Genomic DNA, 19094 nt, shown 5'->3' with positions numbered 1-19094 from the left:
CGGGCCCTTGTCGTTTCAGCGCACCCTCAACGCAGGATGGCTTGCCGGCCCGCCGCCTGCGGCCGCACCGCGCCGCGCTGGTAGTGCACGCCGTTCATGAAGCGCGGCACGGGCGTGAAGGCGTTGCTGAGGATATCGTCGTGCGCCGCATAGTAGCGCGTCTCGATCTTCAGCAAGCCCAGCACGGTCGCATCGAGCTTGTCCGTCTGGTACGGCCGGCTTTCCAGCGCGGCGCGCGCCACGTTCGACTGGCCAAGCTGCCGGTTGCTCCACATCAGCATCGGAATTTCATAGCCGCTCTTGTCCGACGCGGAATGGCCGGCGTGATTGCGGCTGTGACCGACTTCCTGGCCGTGGTCGGAGACGAACAGCAGCGAGGCGGCGCGGTCGGACTTGGCCAGGTCCGTCATGGCGATCAGATTGCCCAGCACATAGTCGCCATAGCGGATGGCGTTGTCGTATTCGTCGCGCTGGTTGCGTATCCACGCGGAGCGGCCCTGGCTGGCCATCTGCGCGCTGACGGTGTCGCGTTGCTTGTCGAAATGCGAAAAACGGCTGGGATAGCGCATGTCGTAGCTGGGATGGGCGCCCAGCAAGTGCACGACGATCAGCTTTTTCGGCGCCTCGTCGCGCAAGGCATGGCCAAATGGCTGGAACAGGTTGCCATCGAAATTGTTTTCGCCACGCCCGATGCCGAAGTTGATGAAGTCGCTTTCATCGGCCTCGCCCGCCAGCAAGCCTATCCAGCCATCGTTGCGCGCCTGGTTGGACACCCAGAATGTCTTGTAGCCGGCCGCCTCGGCCAGCATCAGCAGGTTCGGCTTGGCCATCCATGCGGTCGGATTGCCGATGTCGGCCGGCGTGAGCATCGTCATCATCGATTCCACCGTGCTCGAGGCCGGTGAAATCACGTCATTAAATACCAGCAACTGCGAGCGCATGGCGTCGAGCTGCGGCGTGGTGGCACGCGGGTAGCCATACAGCGACATCGAGGCGCGGTTCGTGCTTTCGCCGATCACCAGGATCACCGTGTGCGCGTCCTCGCCCGCGTAGCGCACCTGCCAGTCCGGCGGCGACGCCATCTTCGTTGCCAGCGCGCGCTGCATGGCCTGCATCGCTTCGAGCTGGGCATCGTACTGCTGGAAGCGCAGCGGCCAGAACAGGAGCGGGTTTTCGCGGCGCATGGTGGTATTCACGTGCAGCAGCACCAGGAACACGCACATGAAGACGGCAAAGCCCCGCTGCCATGGGCCCGGCGCCACCGGCGCCATGGCGCGCATCCGCTGCCGGCGCTGCAGGCAGTGGTCGGCCAGCATGACGGCCGCCGTCACCGCACCAAACCAGCCGGCCGCCTGCAGCAGGGCCAGGCTGTTATGCTGGAAGAATTCCGCCGTTTCCGCTTGATCTGTCGCAAACATTGCCTGCAAAACCGCATTCGGATTGGGGCGCATGCCAAAATAGCCACGTAAAAAGCCCTTGATGGCAGCATCCAGATAAAACACGGGCAGCGCAATGCGCAGCAGCAGCGTGATGGCGCCGTCGCGGCAGCCCCATGCGTTCAGCGCGCCACCCACGCCCAGCAGCAGCGCGGCCAGCAGGACGCCCAGCTTGGCGAATTCGTTCGCGCTTAACTGATCGAGGAGGAAGAACACGAACAGGCCAGCAATGCTGAGCAGGACACGGCAAAACAGGATCAGCATGGCGGCGATGGCTGGCTAGAGATAGATTGCAGGAATGATTACGGGCGACACGGCACCGTCCGCGTGGACGGGTGCGCGATTGTAGCGCAGCTTGTTGCGGTTTGTATCATCATTTCTTGTCGATAGCATCTGCGGCCCAAGGCAGCGAGCCTGGGGCCATGGCTGCGCTCCTGACAGAAACTGTCAGTACCTTTTATTATGATTTCGCCACCAACGGGCCAGCCGGCCCGTACCATGCCGACACCACCTGAGACAGGATCTTGCAATGACACGCGCCATCACCATCCTTACCGAAAACTTCGCCGACTGGGAAACCGCCCTGGTCAACTCCACGGCGCGCCTGTACTACGGCTTCTATACCCAGTTTGCCACGCCGGGCGGCCGTGCCGTCACCTCGTCGGGCGGCATGCTGGTCACGCCCCAGCTGGCGCTGGAAGCCATTTCACTCGAGGAACTGGACTTGCTCATCGTTTGCGGCGGCAGCAGCTGGCAGACGCCGCAGGCACCCGAGCTGGGCGCCCTGCTGCGCGCCGCGTGCGACAAAAACATCGTGCTGGCCGGCATTTGCGACGGCACCCGCGTGCTGGCGCAAGCGGGCGTGCTCGACAACGTGCGCCACACTTCCAATTCCGCCGAGAACCTGACAGCCGTCGGCTATGCGGGCGCCGCCCTGTACCAGGACGTGCCGTGGGCCGTGGCCGACCAGCGCATCATCACGGCGCCGGGCACGGCGCCCGTCACCTTCACGGCGCAAATCCTGCGCACCCTGGGCATAGACGACGACAACCTGCAAGCCTACCTGGCCATGCACGGGGCCGAACACGGCAAGCAGGGCTGACGCGCCCCCGACCCGCGCGGCTAGTGGGCGGCCAGGCTTTTCAGGCGCGCCACGGCGTGCGCATTGCCCGCATCGAGTTCCAGCGAGCGGCGGTAGTGCGCGATGGCTGGCGCCGTGGCACCGTCCGCCTCGAATGCTTCGGCCAGGCTGTCGTGGCCATTCGCGCTGTCCGGATACAGCTGGACGCCCAGTTGCAGCACGGCCACGGCCTGCTTCGGCTGCTGGCGCGCCAGCAGGCGGTAGCCCCAGGCATTCAAGTCGTCTTCCGGCGGATTCGGCAAGGCGTGCTGTTGCCGGATGGCCGACAGCTTCTGCCCGAGGTCCGCATACGCGCCATTGCCCAGGCTTTGCCGCAACAGGTGCGCGGCATAGGCGCCGCCGCTCTGCTGGCGCAGTGCCGGGATGTAAAAGCCGGCCACGCTGTCGATCAGCTGTTCCGGCTGGCCGCCGGCCAGGTTGCTCAGGATAATGATGGCCAGGCCATCGTCCGGATACACATAGAATGCCGAGCGGGCGCCGCCGATGCCGGCCACGGCGCGGTGGCTGTCGCGGCGGATGGTGGGCCAGCCCAGCGCCCACGGCGCCGGCTTGCCATCGCTGAAAGTCGTCGGCTGCCACAGCCTCTCCACGCTGGCGGGCGCCAGCAGGCGCCCCGACTGCAGCGCGATGAGCCAGTTGGCCAGGTCGCCCGCTGTGCTGTTGATGCCGGCGCCGGCCCGCATGAAGACGGGGAAATCCTCGATGACGTTGCGGTACCCCTTGCCGCCCCGGGCCAGCACGTAGGAACTGGCCTTGTTGGCGACCACGTCCTTCGCATCGCCAAAGCCGCTGTGCCGCATGCCGGCCACGTCGAACTGGTGGCGCTGGACGAAGTCGACGAAGGGCTGGCCGCCCTGACGCTCGATCAATTGCGCCAGCAACACATAATTGCTCTGGTTATAGCGGTAGCGCGTGCCCGGCTGGAAATCCATCGGCAGCGCCTGCACGGCTGTCCATGCCGCATCGGCATCGTCCGGCTGCGGCCCCACCAGCTTGCCGCTGCGCTGATCGAGCACGTCGGGCAAGCCCGATGTATGGTTGAGCAGCTGCGTCACCGTCACGGCTTGCCACGCAGGGGGCAAGTGCGGCAGGTAGTTGCCGATCGGCGCGGCGAGGTCGATCTTGCCCTGCTGCACCAGCTGCATCACGGCCACGCCCGCAAACGCTTTCGTGGCCGAATTGATGGAAAACAGGCTGGCGTCCGTCACCGGCACCTGGTATTGCAGGCTGGCCACGCCAAAATTGCGCGCCAGGACAACCTTGCCCCGCTGTATGACGGCCAGTTGCAGCCCGGGAATCTGGCGTTCCTGCATTTCGCTGCGCAGGAAGGCGGCGATATCGTGTTCCGCGCGGGCGGACTGCTGCTGGCTGGACGGCGCAGCCTTGGCTGCCATGGCGCCAACAGGGACGGCGGCGAGCGCCATGACGAAGATGGCGGCGGGGAAACGTACGGGCATGGTGGTTCTTTCTCGAGGACGAAGGTAAAGAAACGGACCGCGCAGCATCACATACCTATTTACCAACGTCAACGAGAATCTTGCTACTTAGAAACCTATACTTCCAGCCACACATCCTCGTACCCTTCCCGGTCGAGGATGAACTTGGCGCCGCTGGGCAAGGCCAGGTAATCGAGCACCTGCGGCAGCATCTCGTGCAAGTGTTCCGCATGCAGGGGCTGGTAAAAGTCCAGGGCGTCGTCGTGCTCGCCGCAATGGATGAACCAGCTGATGGTGCCATTCTCGGGCAACGCGACGCGCGTGCCATAGATGGGCGACTGCGCCAGGCTGCCGATGGCCAGGGCCACCATGGGTTCGGGCGCCTGCGCCGGCAAATCAAATTTATCGCAGATGCGCTGCTGTCTTTCGCTGACCATGTCGTTCATTTCTATTAAGAACCGATGTATTTATAAGATAACTGCAAGGCGCCATCGTGGCCGGACACTTCCAGGTGCAGGACCGCTTCGTCCGGCTTGCCGTCGGCAAGCAGCAGGCATTCCATGCCCAGCGGGCCGGCATCGGTGGCATACACATCGACGGGCGGACGCCCGCCCCTGCCCGCCATGAAGGCATCTGCCAGGGGCGCCAGGGACAGGCGCTGGCGCGGCGCAAAATAACCGTCCACCATGTCGACGATTTCCCCGGCCAGCGCGGGCGACATGGCCCAGCCGTCCTGCAGCGCAACGGGATCGCGCCGGTCGAGCGCCTGCACGAAGGCCTCGGCCAGCGCATATGCCTGCCGCCGCAGACTGTCGCTTACTGCCATTTCCATATGCTGACTCCTCTCGCTAGGGCAGGCGCCATTATAGTGCGCGGCAGGCGGCGGCGTCCCGCCTGGCGTGACGGCGCGGCGGGCGGGCATGCGAAACCCCGTTGTCTGGATTGGCATTCTGGGCGATAATTGCGGCCATGAACGATACCACCACCTTACCCCCATTGCCCGATCGCCTGTCGATCGACCCTAGCAGCCCTTACCACGTTGCAGCCGTGTTCGAAAACGACGTCGGCATCCGCTTCAACGACAAGGAGCGTCTTGACGTGGAAGAATATTGCATCAGCGAACGCTGGATCAAGGTCGCTTCCACCAAGTCCCTCGATCGCCGCGGCCGTCCGCTGCAGATCAAGCTGAAGGGCAAAGTCGAAGCGTTTTACCGCTAATTCACCGCTAAGCACCGCACTCCCATCGAGGCCGATATCCATCGGCCTTTTTTGCGCCTGCCGCGCGCGCCTCCTGTTCAGGCGTCACACGCGATCAGGCCGGCCGCGGCCGCCATTGGCAGCCACAACATGGCGTCCGCCAGCACCTCGTCCTGTGGCCTGCCGCTGGCCACGGCGGCCCGCCGGGCGCACTGCGCAAGCGACGCCCCGTCCGCCAGCGCCTGCAGCCAGTACCATTGCCATGGCTGCACCGCATGCATGACAATTCGATAATGCAGGCGGCTTATCGCGACAAACCCGGGCGCCGCCGCAGGCTCGGGCGGCGCCTCGCCTTCTGGCGCCGCCTGCAACTGTTCCCAGAAGGCACAAACGGGAAACGTCACGGCCAGCAGCCGCGTGCACGGCGCCATGCGCCACGCTTGCGCCCCTCCCAGCAGCAACTCCAGTCCCGGCGGCAGCAGCGGCTGGGGCTGATTTTCCAGTCCCGGCGCCCGCGCCGCCTCGCTGCGCGCCCGCTCCAGCTGCGCCAGTTCAATGGGGAAACGCAGCGCTTCGGCGCGCGCACCGGCGCCAGATTGGGTGGCGGCGAGGAAGCCGGCAAAGCCGGCGCCCAGGTCATGCAAGGTCGTGGACGTGGACGGGTGGCGCCAGATATAGGCGCGGGCAAAGAAATCGAACAGTTCGTCGCCCATCACCTTGCGCAAGACGGGATAGTCGGCTTGCAGGCATTCGAGCAGGCGCTGCACATAGCCGTCGGCATGGATGCGCAGCCGCGCCACGCCCTGTTCGCCGCCCTTGAGCACGTGCCCCGGCGCCAGGCCGTGGCGCTGCTGCGCCAGTGCCACGCCGCGCGCCGCCCCGCCCGGCGCCGTCATGGCCGTCAGGAACCAGGCTTGCAATTGCGCCAGCGGCGCCTCGGCCGCGGACAGGGCAAGGACCACTGGTTCAGGCATGGATGGCCTCCAGGTGAAAGCCCAGCGGCGTCGAGGTGGCGCCGCCCGTGGCCGCCGCCATGGCGTCCTGCGCAAACACGCCCCGTTCGGCCGCGCGCGCCTTGTCCAGTTCGGCCAGCAGCTGCGGATACGGCGGAATCTTCGCATCCCACTCCAGCAAGGCCGACACGCCGCCCGTCAACTGCTGCGCCAGCGCATACAGGCGCCAGACGGCGGCCGGCACGGGCGCGTCGTGCGTGTCGACCAGCACGTCGCCGCAATCGGTGGGCCCGGCCAGGTGCAGCTGCACGATGCGGTCGTGCGGCAACTGGCGGATATAGGCCGCCGCGTCAAAGCCATGGTTATGCGCGGACACGTGGACATTGTTGACGTCAAGCAAGAGCCCGCACCCCGTGTCCTCGGCCAGGCGCCCCAGGAATTCCCATTCCGGCATGCTGGAGCGGGAAAATTCCACATAGGTGCTAGGGTTTTCCAGGATCAATGGCCGTCCGAGGAATTCCTGCACCTGGCGCACGCGCGCGGCCACATGGCGCAGGCTGGCGTCATCGAGCGGCAGCGGCAGCAAGTCGTGGCTGTTGAGGGTGGCGGCGCCCGTCCAGCACAGGTGATCGGAAATCCACGCGGGCCGGACCTCGGCCGCCAGCTGGCGCAGCTGGCGCAGATACGCGAGGTCCAGGGGCGCGCTGCTGCCGATCGACAGCGACACGCCATGCATGACGATGGGCACCTGCGCCGCCACGCGCTCGAGCACATGGCGCGCATAGCCGTGGTTGTCGATGAAGTTCTCGCTGATGATCTCGAACCAGTCCACCTGCGGCCCGTGGCGCAGGATGTGCTCATAGTGCTGCGGCCGCAGCCCCACGCCCAGGCCCAGGTTCGGCAGGCCCAGGCGCGGTGGCGCGCCGGTCGTGGCGGCCGGCATCAGGTCGACGGCGGCAAGGCCAGGCGCAGGTCGGTGGGCGCCGGCGCCGCACCCACGGGCGTGCCGCGCGCCGCCATCACCTTGCCGTAGGCTTCCCAGGCCTTGTCATAGACATTGTCGCCCAGCGAAAACGTCAGGGTCTGCTGCAGCGGCTGCGGGTGGTGATCGGGCGCGGGACCGAAATCGTACAGCACCATGGTGGCGGACTCGGGCGGTTGCGTCTTGGTGGTGTTCGGATACAGCTGCGAGGCCGAGATCGGCACGGCGCAGCCGCCGAACGTCGCGCATTTGTTGTCGCTGGGCGCGCTATAGATTTGCTTGCCTGGCGGAACCGGCTTGGGCGTGCCGCACAGATTGCCCGCTGCCGCGACGGCTTTCACCGAATGGCCGCAGGACGAGCCGCCCGTGTCCGGCTGGGCAAAGCCGCAACCGCCCTGCGCATGGCAGCCGTTGGAGCCGCGGCAGGTATGGTAGACGGCCAGTGCGGCGCAGGTGGACGACGCCTCGCCTGCCAGGTGCATGCCCTGGCAGGCGTGGTACAGCACGCCCTTCTCGGCCACCGGCACGCCCGTCGCCAGGTTCGGCGCCTGGCCCAGCACGGCCCAGCAGATGGCCATGCGGTCGCCCGCGCCCACCATCGACGGGTAGGGGAACTCCGTGCCCTGCTTTTGCCAGTAGGTGTCGAGCACCGACGTGATGCCATAGATGGCGCCCGTCGCCACCGTGCTCAGCATCTTCAAGGTGCCGGCAGTGTCCTTCAGGCGGTTGAGCGCGCCTGCCACGTCGCCCGGCGCGGGAATATTCTTCGGCGCCGTCGCCTTGTGATAGCGCTCGTTGGTCAGCATGGCTTCGTCCCAGCGGTGGCCCTCCTTGTGCCACTGGGCCCAGGTTTTCACGGGCAGCATGTCCTTCACCTGGCCAAAGCGCTCGTAATGGTCGAACGGCGCGCTGTCGTGGCGCGCGGCCGCATCGCGCGATGCCGCCTCCTTGCCATCGTTCGAGTACGAGGGGTAATCGACCTTCAGGGCCGCCAGGTCTTCGCGGTAGTCGGGCTGCACTGCCATCAGCCGCGCGGCCGCGTCGCGCCGGTAGCGCTTGATGGCCGTCTCGCTGCCCTCGCCCTGGTCGGTGATGGCCGCCATCATGTCGATGGCCTTGTTGAACGAGCCGGTCAGGCCGCCATCCTGCTCTTGCGGACCGAAACAGGTGTCGAAACGGGGAAACTCGGCCTGTTCATGCCCATCGACCTTCTTGTTGAACATGTCTTGCTGCACGGAGCCGTTGACGAACAGCTTTTGCCACAGCGCCTCGCCGTCCGTGTATTCGATGCTGATATAGCGCGCATAGCACTCGTACATATAGCCGATGGTGCCGAACAGGGGCAGGTCGTGCACATGCTTGCCCGGTGTCCAGCCGGCAAGTGGCACGTCGGGGAAGTATTTCGTGTGATCCTGGCGGTCGAACGCGCGCAACTGTTCGCGCGCCTGTTCTTCCGGCTGCTCGATGGCAAGGAACAGGTCGCACTGGTTGCCGTTCAATTCCTCGAGGTTGACGCGCACATGGCGGTAGCCGGACGTGTCCTGCAAGTCGACGATGTGCGGAATCACCGTGCAGTCCTTGCCATAGCAGGTCCAGCCATGCTCCTGCGATTGCAGTTCCGAGCCCGTGAAGCACGGCGCCGCGCCGATGGCCGTGGCCAGGTTGGCGGCCATCTGCAGGTGCAGCATCTCCTGGATGAAGACACTGAAGATGATGTTGAAGGCTTTCTGTTCCGCCAGTTCCGGTCGCGCCGTGGTGCCCATGCCCGGCCATTGGCGGCCCTCGTAATAGCTGATGCCCTGCGAATTGATCTGGTGCGTGCCCTGGATCGAATACATGGTGGCCATGTACAGGGGAATGGTGAACAGCTCGACGCTGACGGCCGCCTGGGCAATGGCGCGCACGGCCGCCGTGTCGGTGGCCAGCATGTCGAGCGGGCGGTTGGTAATGGCGGCTTGCGTACTTCCTAACACGGGCATTTTCATTCTGGTCTCTCCACGGGATGAGGCGTTTCGGATGTCAGGCCGTCGCCGCGCCATGCAAGGTGCGCTGAAAACGGCAAGAATATAATACGCTTAGGAAAGATGTTTTTGCGGCAAGAGTTGCATGCCGATGCGGGAATTGATCTGCGTCAATTTCCAGCCAGGCTAGCCTGGCAAAAGGTGGGGTTTATGCGCAATTCGATGACAATTGGAGAGATTTCCGGCCAGGCGCACGTGTATAAGCGCCGCGCCGGCAAGCGCCGGCGCGTGGCTTGCATGATGATAGTCAGGCGGCTGGCGGCGGCTGGAAGGCGCAGAAGCCCGGATACTGGTCGCGGCTGTCGCACACTTTCAGGCAACCCTTGCCATCCTTGAAGGTGGCGCTGACGCTGATCGGAAAACCATAGCGTGGCGTGATGGCCTTGAAGGCGGATGGACAGCTTTTTTCGTTGCTGAAACGGAAGGTGATTTCCTCGCGGCGGTCCTTGCGCGCAAAGCTCAGCATGAAGGTTTCATTGCTGTTCCACTGCGCCTTGCCCGGCACGCGGAAGCGGTAGCGCTGGCCGCCCTGCTGCGATCCATCGACTTGCTGGCCGAAGACGCGGCTGCTGGCCGTGGCCGTCTCGACCTTGGCAACCGGATACACGACGGCAAAGATGTAGGTGCCGGCAAAACCCTGGTCGAAGCCGAGGCCCTTCTGGTAGAACGGCACGACGATATGCGGAGCCCCCGAGTACTCGAGGCTGCCGTCGGCGCGGGCCGAGCTGCGCGACGTCAGCTTGTAGTCGGGCGCCTGTTCGAAGGCGACGTCCAGTTCCAGCAACGCCTGCTGCCTGTCGATGTCTTGCGCCAGGTAATCCCTGGGGAACATTTCGCCATGCACGCAGCCGGCCAGCAAGCCCGCGGCAAGGCAGGCGCAGAGGAGGTGATGGATTTTCATGGCTGTGCTCCTTGTGCGGCGACAGGCGTGGTCGTCAGGCCCAGGCCCGTCACTTGCCAGCCGTGCTGGCCCTGTTTCCATTGAAATTGCTCGCCAAACCAGGCCAGTTCCAGTTCGCGCCGGATGCGGTTCGAATCCGTGCGGCCCTTGCCCGCCTTGATGGCGACGTGCGCCTGCTCGGACGCCTTGTCCGACAGCGGCTTCAGCCAGCGCTGGTAGGTATCGGGCGGCAAGGCCAGGGCGCCGGCGATGCCGTCGTCGCGCGTGGCAACGATGATCTTCACCTTGGTCAGCGCATTCGACAGGTAGGCGGCGCGCTGCCTGTCGGGCGAGACGGACACCAGCATGGCATTCGGATAATCGCCGGTGACGACGCCCTGCACGTCAAACCACAGCAGCTCGCCCGTGCGCGTATCGAGCGCCCGTCCGTCGCGGGCAAACAGCAGCAGGCTGTCGCGGCCCCGCTGCGGCACGCCCCATTCCGGGTCGCGCTCCGTGCGCACCATGCTGTCGCGCTGCAGGGGGCTGACGGGACGCATCAGCGGTTCGCCGTTCTGCACGCCGATGAGGATGGTGCCCTGGCCCGTATAGCCCTTGGTAAACGCCAGCAGCATGGGCTGGCCTTCGCGCGTGGCCGGCAGGGGCCGCACTTCCACCACTTCGCGCGCGCCGCCGGGCCAATAGCCCTGCTTGCGGAAAGTCAAGGTGACGAGCGGGTCGTGGCGGTCGTTGGTGACGACGAAGTCGCCATATTGTTTGCTCACCGGCACGTACGGTGTTTGCGCCTGCGCGGCGGGCAAGATGACGGCGGCCAGGACGGCGGCAGCCGCCAGGCGGCGTAAAGGTAGGGACAGCATGGCATCCTGTAAAGGTCGCACCGGGCGAAGGATGAACATCATAAACGATTCATCCCCAGCAACACTGTCCCGCAGGAAACATCAATGGCGCTGGATCTCGATCAGCTCGATCTCGAACAGCTTCGGCCACAATTTCCCCGTGACAAACAGGCGCTTGCCGCGCGCATCCCAGGCGATGCCGTTGAGCACGGCGTCGGGATTGGCCGTGCCCCGCTGTTCGGGCGGCAGCAGGCCCGTCAGGTCGATCCAGCCCACCACCTTGCCGCTGGCCGGGTCGATGCGGGCGATCACGTCCGCGCCCCATACATTGGCGAACAGCTCGCCATTGACCATTTCCAGTTCATTCAGGCGCTCGATGGGACGGCCTTCGGCCTTCACCTCGACACGGCGCACCTCGGCCAGGGTCTTCGGGTTCAGCACGCGGATGGCGGACGTGCCGTCGCTCATGTAAACGGCCTTGCCGTCGCTGGCCAGGCCCCAGCCTTCGCCCTTGTAGCTGAAAGTGCGCTTCAGCTGGAAGGTTTTCTGGTCGAACACATAGCCGGTCTGCGACGTCCACGTCAGGCCGAGGATCTCGTCGCCCACGGCCGTGATGCCTTCACCAAACACATTCTTGTCCAGCATGGCCCGCTGCAGCACCCTGCCCGTCGCCAGGTCCACCTTGCGCAACGACGACTGGCCATTCTGGCCCGTGCTTTCATACAGGTGGCCATCCTTGAACAGCAGGCCCTGGGTGAAGGCGCGGGGATCGTGCGGATAGCTATTCTTGACGAAGTAGCCATAAACGGGAATGGCGGCCTGGGCATGGCCCATCTCGCTCATCAGGCCCACAGTGCACAGCAATCCCAGCAGCAATGAGCCTGCCGTGCGCTTGAGTTTGGCGTTACCGATGTTCTTCATGTGTTTGGCGGTAGTTGGCGAGCGCCTATTGTAATCGCCCGGGCGGCGCCATGTGCGCCCTGACGAGATCGAGCCAGGCGCGCGCGGCGAACGACAGCCGGCCGCCGCGGCGCCAGGCCAGCATCAAATTCCACTCCACGGGCGGGCCTTCGAGCGGGATGACGGCAAATTGCGCGGCGTCGAGCGTGTCGCAATACATCTTCGGCAGCAGGCAGATGCCCACGCCCAGGCGCACCAGCGAGGCGATGAAATCCCACTGCCCACTGCGGCCGGCGATGCGCGGCACGAAACCGGCGCGCTGGCAGGCGTCGAGCACGATGTCGTTCAGGGCGAACGAGGCACCGTAGAACACGAAGGGACTGTCGGCCAGCTCGGCCAGGGCCACGGCCGCGCGGCCGCGCCAGACGCTGTCGGCCGGTGCCAGCAGGCACAGGGGCGAGCGCACGAGGGGCAAGGCGTCGAAATCCTGCCAGGTGGCTGCATTGCCCGGGTAGTCGAGCATGGTGCCCAGCTCCACCGTGCCCGTGCGCAAGTCGCGCTCGATGGCTTGCGTGCCGCTTTCATACATCTTCAGCTCGATGCCCGGATAACGCTGGTGGTATTCGGCCAGCCACGGCGCCAGCGTGGAATGGGTCTGCGGCGACACGCCCACGCGCAGCTCGCCACGCTCCAGCTGCTGCAGGTCGCGCAATTCCACCTTCAGTTCCGCATGCAGGGCCAGCAGCTCATGCGCGCGCGACAGCACCACCTGGCCCGCATCCGTCAGGGTAAAGCGCTTGCCGGCGCGGTCCAGCAGGGCCAGGTCCAGCGACTGTTCGAGCTGCTGGATCATCTTGCTGACGGTGGGCTGCGTCACGTGCAGCCGGGCGGCCGCGCGCGTAAAACTGTTCTGCTCGACCACTTCGACGAAGTAGCGCAGGGAGCGGATATCCATGATGCATTCCAATATCGAATGATGATCATGAGTTTAAGTCATTTTATCTTTTGATGTGCAATCCCTACAATGAAAACTTCCCCCTGCAACTTGAAAGCCCGCCGTGAAAGCCGTCCCCCATCCTGTCGCCACCCTGCCCTCCATGCCCGCCTGGCGCCAGCCGGCGCAGACGCTGTGGCAAGTGGGCGTGCTGATCGCCGCCTGGTGGCTGGCCGACCAGGCGGCCGCCGCCTTGCACTTGCCGTTTTCCGGCGGCGTCGTCGGCCTGTTCGTGCTGGTGGCCCTGCTGCTGGCGGGTTGGGTGCGGCCGGCCGCCATCGAGCTGGGCGCCAACTGGCTGCTGGCCAATATGCTGCTGTTCTTCATCCCGCTGGTGGTATCGGTGGTGCAATTTACGCAGCTGTTGAAGTCACAGGGCTTGATGCTGTTCGTGAACATCGGCCTGGGCTTTGCCTGCGTGATGCTGGCCACGGCGCTGACCGTGGAATGGGTGTGCCGCTATGAGCGCCGGCTGCGCCTGCAAACACTGCGGCGCCAGCGCAATGCCAGGGCAGCAGCATGAGCACCCTCGTCTTGTCCCTGCTGTTTTTGCTGCTGACCCTGGTGCTGTTCTATGCCAACCAGGCCGTGCACAAGCGCCACCCGCACTTCCTGCTGACGCCGGCCATCTGCACCTCGGCCATCCTGATCGTCATCGTGCAGGCGACGGCGACGCCGTTCGCCACGTACTTCGGCGAGACGCGCTGGCTGCCTTGGCTGCTGGGGCCTGCCACTGTGGCGTTCGCGCTGCCCATCTTCCAGGAGCGCAAACTGATCCGCAAGCACTGGCTGGCCTTGTCGCTGGGCAGCTGCGCCGGCATCGTGGCTTCGGTCGCCGCCACCCTGCTGCTGGACCGCTTGCTGGGCGTGCACGGCGACATGGCGCGCAGCCTGCTGGCGCGTTCCGTGTCGACGCCGTTCGCGCTGGAAGCGTCGCGCCACATGGGCGGCTCGGCCCAGCTGACGGGCATCTTTGTCGTGATGACGGGCTTGTTTGGCTTGATGCTGGGCAAACCGCTGCTGAAACTGCTGCCCCTGCGCATGCGCATCGCCCGGGGCGCCCCGTATGGCGCGGCCGCGCACGGCTTCGGCCTGTCCGTGGCGCGCCGCGTGGGCACGGAAGAAGGCGCCGTGGCCAGCCTGACGATGATTTTTTCCGGCGTCGTGACGGTCTTGCTGGCGCCGCTGCTGGGACGCCTGCTGGGCTAGCGGCCCGCCTGCAGCGCCTGCATGCCATGCACGATCAGGTCGATGCCGGCCAGGAAATCCTCGCGGTCGTCGTGCGCGCGCAACTGCCCCGCCACCTTGCGCGCAAACGGAAACGCCTGCGCATCGAGGCGCGACCACGCGGCCGATAGGCTGTCGAGGAAATGGGGCCTGTCCAGGCCGCTCGCGCGGCCGATGGCGGCGTTGGCCGCATTCTGCCCGCTCACGCCCAGCAGATAATTGAGCAGCGTGCAGGCGGCCAGCCATTGCCGCTCTGCCGGCACGCCCAGCGCGTCCACTTGCCGGCCCAGGCGCTCGAGGATGCGCACGGTGGGCAACTGGCCCGGCGCGCGCGCCAGCGCCGAGCCCAGCCACGGATGCGCATCCATCGCCTCGAACACGGCCAGCGCCACGGCCCGGATGCAGGCTGGCGGCGTGGCGCCAGGCAAGACCGCATCCATGGCGCGCATGACGACGCTGTCGCTGGCCGCCGTGAACAGCTCGTCCTTGTTGGCAATGTGCCAGTAAATCGCGCCCGGCCCCGTGGCCAGACGCGCGGCCAGGGCGCGGAATGTCAGGCCGCTCTCACCGGCCGTGTCCAGCAGGCTGATGGCGGCATCGATGATGGTGTCGCGCGTCAGCGAGGCGTCGCGCCGTGGTGGTTTCGTTACATTTTTCAGCATCGCTTATCTTGACACAGATGATGCGATGCCGCAAAATTCTTGTGGAACACCGTTCCATTCATGTGGTTGAACGCTCCCGCCCCTCCCCTTAAGGAATTCCCATGCATCCACACATCACCATCATCGGCGCGGGCCTGGGCGGGCTGATGCTCGCCCGCGTGCTGCATGTCCACGGCATCGCCGCCACCATCCATGAAGCGGATGCGTCGCCGCAGGCGCGCGGCCAGGGCGGCATGCTCGACATTCATGAAGAGAATGGCCAGCGCGCGCTGAGGGCGGCCGGCCTGTATGACGCGTTCCGCGCCATCATCCACGCGGGCGGCGAAGCGAGCCGGGTGCTGGACATGCACGGCACGGTCTTGCTCGACGAGGGCGACGATGGCACGGGCGGGCGTCCGGAAGTGCCGCGCGGCGCGCTGCGCCGCATCCTGCTCGACTCGCTGCCGGCCGGCACCGTGCGCTGGGGCCACAGGCTTGCGGCCGCCACCGCGCTGGGCGGAGGCAGGCACCGGCTGACCTTTGCCGATGGCGCGACGGCAACAACCGATCTGCTGGTGGGCGCGGACGGCGCCTGGTCCCGGGTCCGCCCCCTGCTGTCCGGCGCGCAGCCCGTGTACTCGGGCGTGTCCTTCATTGAAACATATCTGCTCGATAGCGACCGCCAGCACCAGGCCAGCGCGCAAGCCGTGGGCGCCGGCGCCCTGTTTGCCTTGGCGCCCGGCAAGGGCATCCAGGCCCACCGCGAGCCCGATGGCGTGCTGCATACGTATGTGGCCTTGCAGAAACCGGAGGCATGGCTGGCCGGCATCGACTTTGACGATCCCGCGGCCGCCCGCGCCCGCGTCGCCGCGGAATTTGCCGGCTGGGCGCCGGCGCTGACGGCGCTGATCACGGATGGCGAGACGCCGCCCGTGCCCCGTCCCGTGCATACCTTGCCGCCCGACCATGCCTGGCGGCGCGTGCCGGGCGTGACCTTGCTGGGCGACGCGGCCCACCTGATGGCGCCCGCCGGCGAAGGCGCCAACCTCGCCATGCTCGACGGCGCCGAGCTGGCGCAGGCGCTGGCGGCCCATCCCGGCGACGTGGAAGCGGCCCTGCAAGCGTATGAAACGGCGCTGTTTGCGCGCAGCAGCGCGGCGGCGGCGGAGTCCGGGCGCGTCTTCAGCCTGTGTTTTGGCGAGGACGCGCCGCACAGCCTGCTCAATTTCTTTGCGGAGCAGCAAGAACCAGGCTAGGCGGCGCAAACACCGACGGCACGGGCGTTTATCGGGGATAATATGCGTTTCCCCTTGCCAGCGCCCTCGCCACGATGAAATACCCCGCAGTCCTGCCTTTCAGCGATATCCTGCCCCGCCTGACCGAATTCGATGCCATCATCGACGTGCGCAGCCCGTCCGAGTTCGCGGAAGACCACTTGCCGGGCGCGATCAACCTGCCCGTGCTGGACGACGAGCAGCGCGTGCGCGTGGGTACCCTGTACAAGCAGGCGAGCGCCTTCGAAGCGAAGAAGCTGGGCGCGGCGCTGATCGCGCAGAATATTGCGCGGCATATCGAGGACGGCTTCCTCGGCCATCCGCAGCACTGGAAACCGCTCGTGTATTGCTGGCGCGGCGGCAACCGCAGCGGCGCCATGGTGCATATCCTGGCGCGCATCGGCTGGCCCGTCACCCAGCTCGACGGCGGCTACAAGGAATACCGGCGCCACGTGAACGCCGAGCTGGCCACCCTGCCTGAGCGTTTCGATTTCATCAACGTGCTGTGCGGCCCCACGGGCAGCGGCAAGAGCCGCCTGCTGCAGGTACTAGACCGCCAGGGTGCGCAAGTGATCGACCTGGAACACTTGGCCGCCCACCGCGGCTCCGTGCTGGGCGGCTTGCCGGAAGAAGAGCAGCCATCGCAAAAGGCGTTTGAAAGCGCGCTGTGGCAGCAATTGCGCCATTTCGACCCGGCACTCCCCGTGTTCATCGAATCCGAAAGCAAGAAAGTGGGCCGCTTGCGCGTGCCCGACGCGCTGATGGAAAAGATGCGCGCGGCCGCCTGCACCGACGTGCGGCTCGATATCGGCGAGCGCGTGCGCCTGCTGATGGACGATTACGCGCATTTCGTCGGCGACCCGGCGCGCCTGAACGTGCAGCTGGCCCTGTTGACGCAGCTGCATGGCCGCGAGAAAATCGCCCATTGGCAGCAACTGGCGACGGCGGGCCGCATGGCCGAGCTGGTGGAGGAATTGCTGGTCCAGCATTACGACCCCGTGTACCGGCAATCGATCGCGCGCAATTTCAGCCGCTACGCGCAGGCGACGCCGCTGGTCTTGCCCGATATTTCAGAACATGCCTTTGAGCAAGCCGCGCGCGCATTATGTGCTATCGTCGGCGAACAACGTACCGCCAGCGCCGTGTGATGCCTGGCTTGCCATCTAATTACTTATTTCAGCAGGATGAAGACCATGTCCGATAGCGTTCCAAGCCCCATCCGATTGACCGAATTTGCCCATGGCGGCGGCTGCGGCTGCAAAATTGCGCCGGGCGTGCTGGCCGACATCCTGAAAGGCAGCGGCGGCTTCCCCCTGCCGAAGGAATTGCTGGTCGGCATAGAAACCTCGGACGACGCGGCCGTCTACCAGCTCAACGACGAGCAGGCGCTGATCGCCACGACGGATTTCTTCATGCCCATCGTCGACGACCCGTTCGACTTCGGCCGCATCGCCGCCACCAATGCCATTTCCGACGTCTACGCCATGGGCGGCACGCCCATCATGGCGCTGGCCCTGGTCGGCATGCCGATCAACAAGCTGCCGGTGGAAACCATCGGCCTGATATTAAAAGGCGGCGAAACCATCTGCGCCCAGGCCGGCATCCCCATCGCCGGCGGCCACACCATCGATTCCGTCGAGCCGATCTACGGCCTCGTCGTGCTGGGCCTCGTGCACCCGTCGCAGGTGAAGCGCAACGCGGGCGCGCGCGCCGGCGACAAGCTGGTGCTGGGCAAGCCGATCGGCGTGGGCATCCTGTCGGCCGCGCTGAAGAAGAATGCGCTCGATGCGGGCGGCTACGCCTCGCTGATCGACAACACCACCAAATTGAATACCCCGGGCAAGAAGCTGGCCCTGCTGGACGGCGTGCATGCGCTGACGGACGTGACGGGCTTCGGCTTGCTCGGCCACTCGCTGGAACTGGCGCGCGGCGCCAACTTGCAGGCGCGCATCGCCATGCGCGACGTGCCGCTGCTGCCGCAGGTACAGCAACTGGCGCAAAACGGCAACATCACGGGCGCCTCGGGCCGCAACTGGCAAGGTTATGGCGCGCAGGTACAGCTCGACGATGCCCTCAGCGCCATCGACAAGGCCATCCTGACGGATCCGCAGACGGCCGGTCCCCTGCTGGTGGCATGCGCGCCGGAAGCCGTCGAACAGGTGCTGGCGATTTTCCGTGCCGAAGGTTTTGCCGAGGCAACCGTGATCGGCGAGATGCAGGAAGGCAACACCGGGGTTTCCGTATTTTAATGAATACTTTTTTGCAAAGGCAGTCCCATGACCACGTTCTCTAAATTCCCCGCCATCCTGGCCACCGTCGCCGCCACCCTGGCCATCCACAGCGGCCTGGCGCAGGCGCAGCAAGTGCTGCGCGTGTCCGCCATTCCCGACGAAGCGCCGACGGAATTGCAGCGCAAGTTCAAGCCGCTGGGCAGCTACCTGGAGAAAAAGCTGGGCATGAAGGTGGAATTTACGCCCGTGACCGACTACGCGGCGTCCGTGGAAGGCTTGATCAATAACAAGCTCGACATGGTCTGGTTCGGCGGCTTCACCTTCGTGCAGGCGAACGTGCGCAGCGGCGGCAAGATCGTGCCGCTGGTACAGCGCGAGGAAGACACGAAGTTCCGCTCCGTGTTCGTGACCACCAGCAAGGACATCAACCAGTTGTCCGACCTGAAGGGCAAGAATTTCACGTTCGGCTCGGAATCGTCGACGTCCGGTCATTTGATGCCGCGCTACTACTTGCTGGCCGCCAAGATCAACCCGGATACGGACATGAAGCGCATCGCGTTTTCCGGCGCGCATGACGCCACCGTGGCGGCCGTAGCCGGCGGCAAGGTCGATGCGGGCACCCTGAATATCTCCGTGTGGGAAAAGCTGGTGGAAGCGAAAAAGGTCGACCCGGCCAAGGTGCGCGTGTTCTACACGACGCCCGGCTACTACGACTACAACTGGAGCGTGCGCGCCGACATGAATCCCGTCGTGCGCAAGAAGCTGACGGACGCCTTCCTGGCGCTGGACCCGTCCACGCCCGAAGGCAAGGAAATCCTCGAGCTGCAGCGCGCCACCCGGTTCATCCCGACCAAGGCCGAGAACTACAAGGATATTGAAGCGGCCGCGCGCGATGCGAAGCTGTTGAAGTAACTGCTGAAACCT

The 19094-nt window shown here is 65.6% G+C and carries 20 protein-coding genes; 8 read left to right on the top strand and 12 right to left on the bottom strand.

The genetic code is table 11. From position 1 onward, the window contains the following. Positions 1–26: 26 nt before the first annotated feature. Complete coding sequence (locus YQ44_RS12140; protein WP_071323602.1) at positions 27–1700, bottom strand: phosphoethanolamine transferase; 1674 nt, start codon at positions 1698–1700, stop codon at positions 27–29. 265 nt (positions 1701–1965) lie between these two features. Here YQ44_RS12140 and YQ44_RS12135 point away from each other — a divergent pair, with 265 nt between their 5' ends. Continuing rightward, positions 1966–2538, top strand: coding sequence for a type 1 glutamine amidotransferase family protein (locus YQ44_RS12135; protein ID WP_071323601.1), 573 nt, complete (start codon positions 1966–1968; stop codon positions 2536–2538). A gap of 20 nt (positions 2539–2558) precedes the next feature. Here the strand turns inward: YQ44_RS12135 and YQ44_RS12130 are convergent, their stop codons facing one another. The 3 genes from YQ44_RS12130 to YQ44_RS12120 form a co-directional block, all read right to left on the bottom strand. Next, a complete protein-coding gene (locus tag YQ44_RS12130; protein ID WP_198043919.1) occupies positions 2559–4034 on the bottom strand; it encodes a serine hydrolase domain-containing protein in 1476 nt (491 codons plus the stop codon). Between the two features lie 95 nt (positions 4035–4129). Further along, the gene (locus YQ44_RS12125; RefSeq protein WP_232251266.1) at positions 4130–4450 is read right to left on the bottom strand and encodes an immunity protein Imm33 domain-containing protein; all 321 of its coding nucleotides are present in this window, start codon (positions 4448–4450) and stop codon (positions 4130–4132) included. Between the two features lie 14 nt (positions 4451–4464). After that, on the bottom strand, positions 4465–4845 hold the full coding sequence (locus YQ44_RS12120; RefSeq protein WP_083411790.1) for a hypothetical protein: 381 nt from the start codon (positions 4843–4845) through the stop codon (positions 4465–4467). A 137-nt stretch (positions 4846–4982) separates the two neighbouring features. On the opposite strand from YQ44_RS12120, the gene YQ44_RS12115 reads away from it, so the two are divergent. Next, positions 4983–5231: a DUF3297 family protein gene (locus YQ44_RS12115; RefSeq protein WP_010398340.1), complete on the top strand. Its 249-nt coding sequence runs from the start codon at positions 4983–4985 to the stop codon at positions 5229–5231. 77 nt (positions 5232–5308) lie between these two features. Here the strand turns inward: YQ44_RS12115 and YQ44_RS12110 are convergent, their stop codons facing one another. From YQ44_RS12110 to YQ44_RS12080, 7 genes are all read right to left on the bottom strand, one after another. Continuing rightward, complete coding sequence (locus YQ44_RS12110; protein WP_071323599.1) at positions 5309–6184, bottom strand: HvfC/BufC N-terminal domain-containing protein; 876 nt, start codon at positions 6182–6184, stop codon at positions 5309–5311. Beyond that, a complete protein-coding gene (gene bufB, locus YQ44_RS12105) occupies positions 6177–7106 on the bottom strand; it encodes an MNIO family bufferin maturase (protein WP_071323598.1) in 930 nt (309 codons plus the stop codon). Before bufB ends, YQ44_RS12110 begins: the two co-directional genes overlap by 8 nt. After that, complete coding sequence (locus YQ44_RS12100) at positions 7106–9130, bottom strand: ferritin-like domain-containing protein (RefSeq protein WP_071323597.1); 2025 nt, start codon at positions 9128–9130, stop codon at positions 7106–7108. Before YQ44_RS12100 ends, bufB begins: the two co-directional genes overlap by 1 nt. A 283-nt stretch (positions 9131–9413) precedes the next feature. Continuing rightward, a complete protein-coding gene (locus YQ44_RS12095; RefSeq protein ID WP_071323596.1) occupies positions 9414–10067 on the bottom strand; it encodes a hypothetical protein in 654 nt (217 codons plus the stop codon). Next, positions 10064–10924, bottom strand: a complete 861-nt coding sequence (locus tag YQ44_RS12090) for a hypothetical protein (protein ID WP_156894803.1) — start codon at positions 10922–10924, stop codon at positions 10064–10066. Before YQ44_RS12090 ends, YQ44_RS12095 begins: the two co-directional genes overlap by 4 nt. Positions 10925–11005: 81 nt before the next feature. Beyond that, positions 11006–11824, bottom strand: a complete 819-nt coding sequence (locus YQ44_RS12085) for a glutaminyl-peptide cyclotransferase (RefSeq protein ID WP_071323595.1) — start codon at positions 11822–11824, stop codon at positions 11006–11008. A gap of 25 nt (positions 11825–11849) precedes the next feature. Further along, on the bottom strand, positions 11850–12758 hold the full coding sequence (locus YQ44_RS12080; RefSeq protein WP_071323594.1) for a LysR family transcriptional regulator: 909 nt from the start codon (positions 12756–12758) through the stop codon (positions 11850–11852). 103 nt (positions 12759–12861) lie between these two features. Here YQ44_RS12080 and YQ44_RS12075 point away from each other — a divergent pair, with 103 nt between their 5' ends. After that, positions 12862–13320: a CidA/LrgA family protein gene (locus YQ44_RS12075; RefSeq protein WP_083411788.1), complete on the top strand. Its 459-nt coding sequence runs from the start codon at positions 12862–12864 to the stop codon at positions 13318–13320. Beyond that, the gene (locus tag YQ44_RS12070) at positions 13317–14006 is read left to right on the top strand and encodes an LrgB family protein (RefSeq protein ID WP_071323593.1); all 690 of its coding nucleotides are present in this window, start codon (positions 13317–13319) and stop codon (positions 14004–14006) included. The genes YQ44_RS12075 and YQ44_RS12070 overlap by 4 nt, the downstream gene beginning before the upstream one ends. On the opposite strand, the gene YQ44_RS12065 is transcribed toward YQ44_RS12070, so the two are convergent. Further along, positions 14003–14686, bottom strand: coding sequence for a TetR/AcrR family transcriptional regulator (locus tag YQ44_RS12065; RefSeq protein WP_071323592.1), 684 nt, complete (start codon positions 14684–14686; stop codon positions 14003–14005). The two genes, YQ44_RS12070 and YQ44_RS12065, sit on opposite strands and share 4 nt — an antisense overlap. 101 nt (positions 14687–14787) lie before the next feature. Between YQ44_RS12065 and YQ44_RS12060 the strand changes: the two genes are divergently transcribed. From YQ44_RS12060 to YQ44_RS12045, 4 genes are all read left to right on the top strand, one after another. Further along, positions 14788–15921, top strand: a complete 1134-nt coding sequence (locus YQ44_RS12060) for an FAD-dependent oxidoreductase (protein WP_071323591.1) — start codon at positions 14788–14790, stop codon at positions 15919–15921. Between the two features lie 74 nt (positions 15922–15995). After that, positions 15996–17087 (top strand): tRNA 2-selenouridine(34) synthase MnmH, encoded by a 1092-nt coding sequence (gene mnmH / locus YQ44_RS12055; RefSeq protein ID WP_071323590.1) that lies wholly within the window; start codon positions 15996–15998, stop codon positions 17085–17087. A gap of 45 nt (positions 17088–17132) precedes the next feature. After that, positions 17133–18188 carry a selenide, water dikinase SelD gene (gene selD, locus YQ44_RS12050; RefSeq protein ID WP_071323589.1) on the top strand — a complete coding sequence of 352 codons (1056 nt, stop codon included), beginning with the start codon at positions 17133–17135 and terminating at the stop codon, positions 18186–18188. A 27-nt stretch (positions 18189–18215) separates the two neighbouring features. After that, positions 18216–19082, top strand: coding sequence for a putative selenate ABC transporter substrate-binding protein (locus YQ44_RS12045; RefSeq protein WP_071323588.1), 867 nt, complete (start codon positions 18216–18218; stop codon positions 19080–19082). Positions 19083–19094 lie beyond the last annotated feature (12 nt).

This window comes from Janthinobacterium sp. 1_2014MBL_MicDiv (assembly GCF_001865675.1).
Taxonomy (GTDB): Bacteria; Pseudomonadota; Gammaproteobacteria; order Burkholderiales; family Burkholderiaceae_D; genus Janthinobacterium.
The sequence above is the reverse complement of the archived record's forward strand: the minus strand, read 5'-3'. Positions and strand labels throughout refer to the sequence as shown.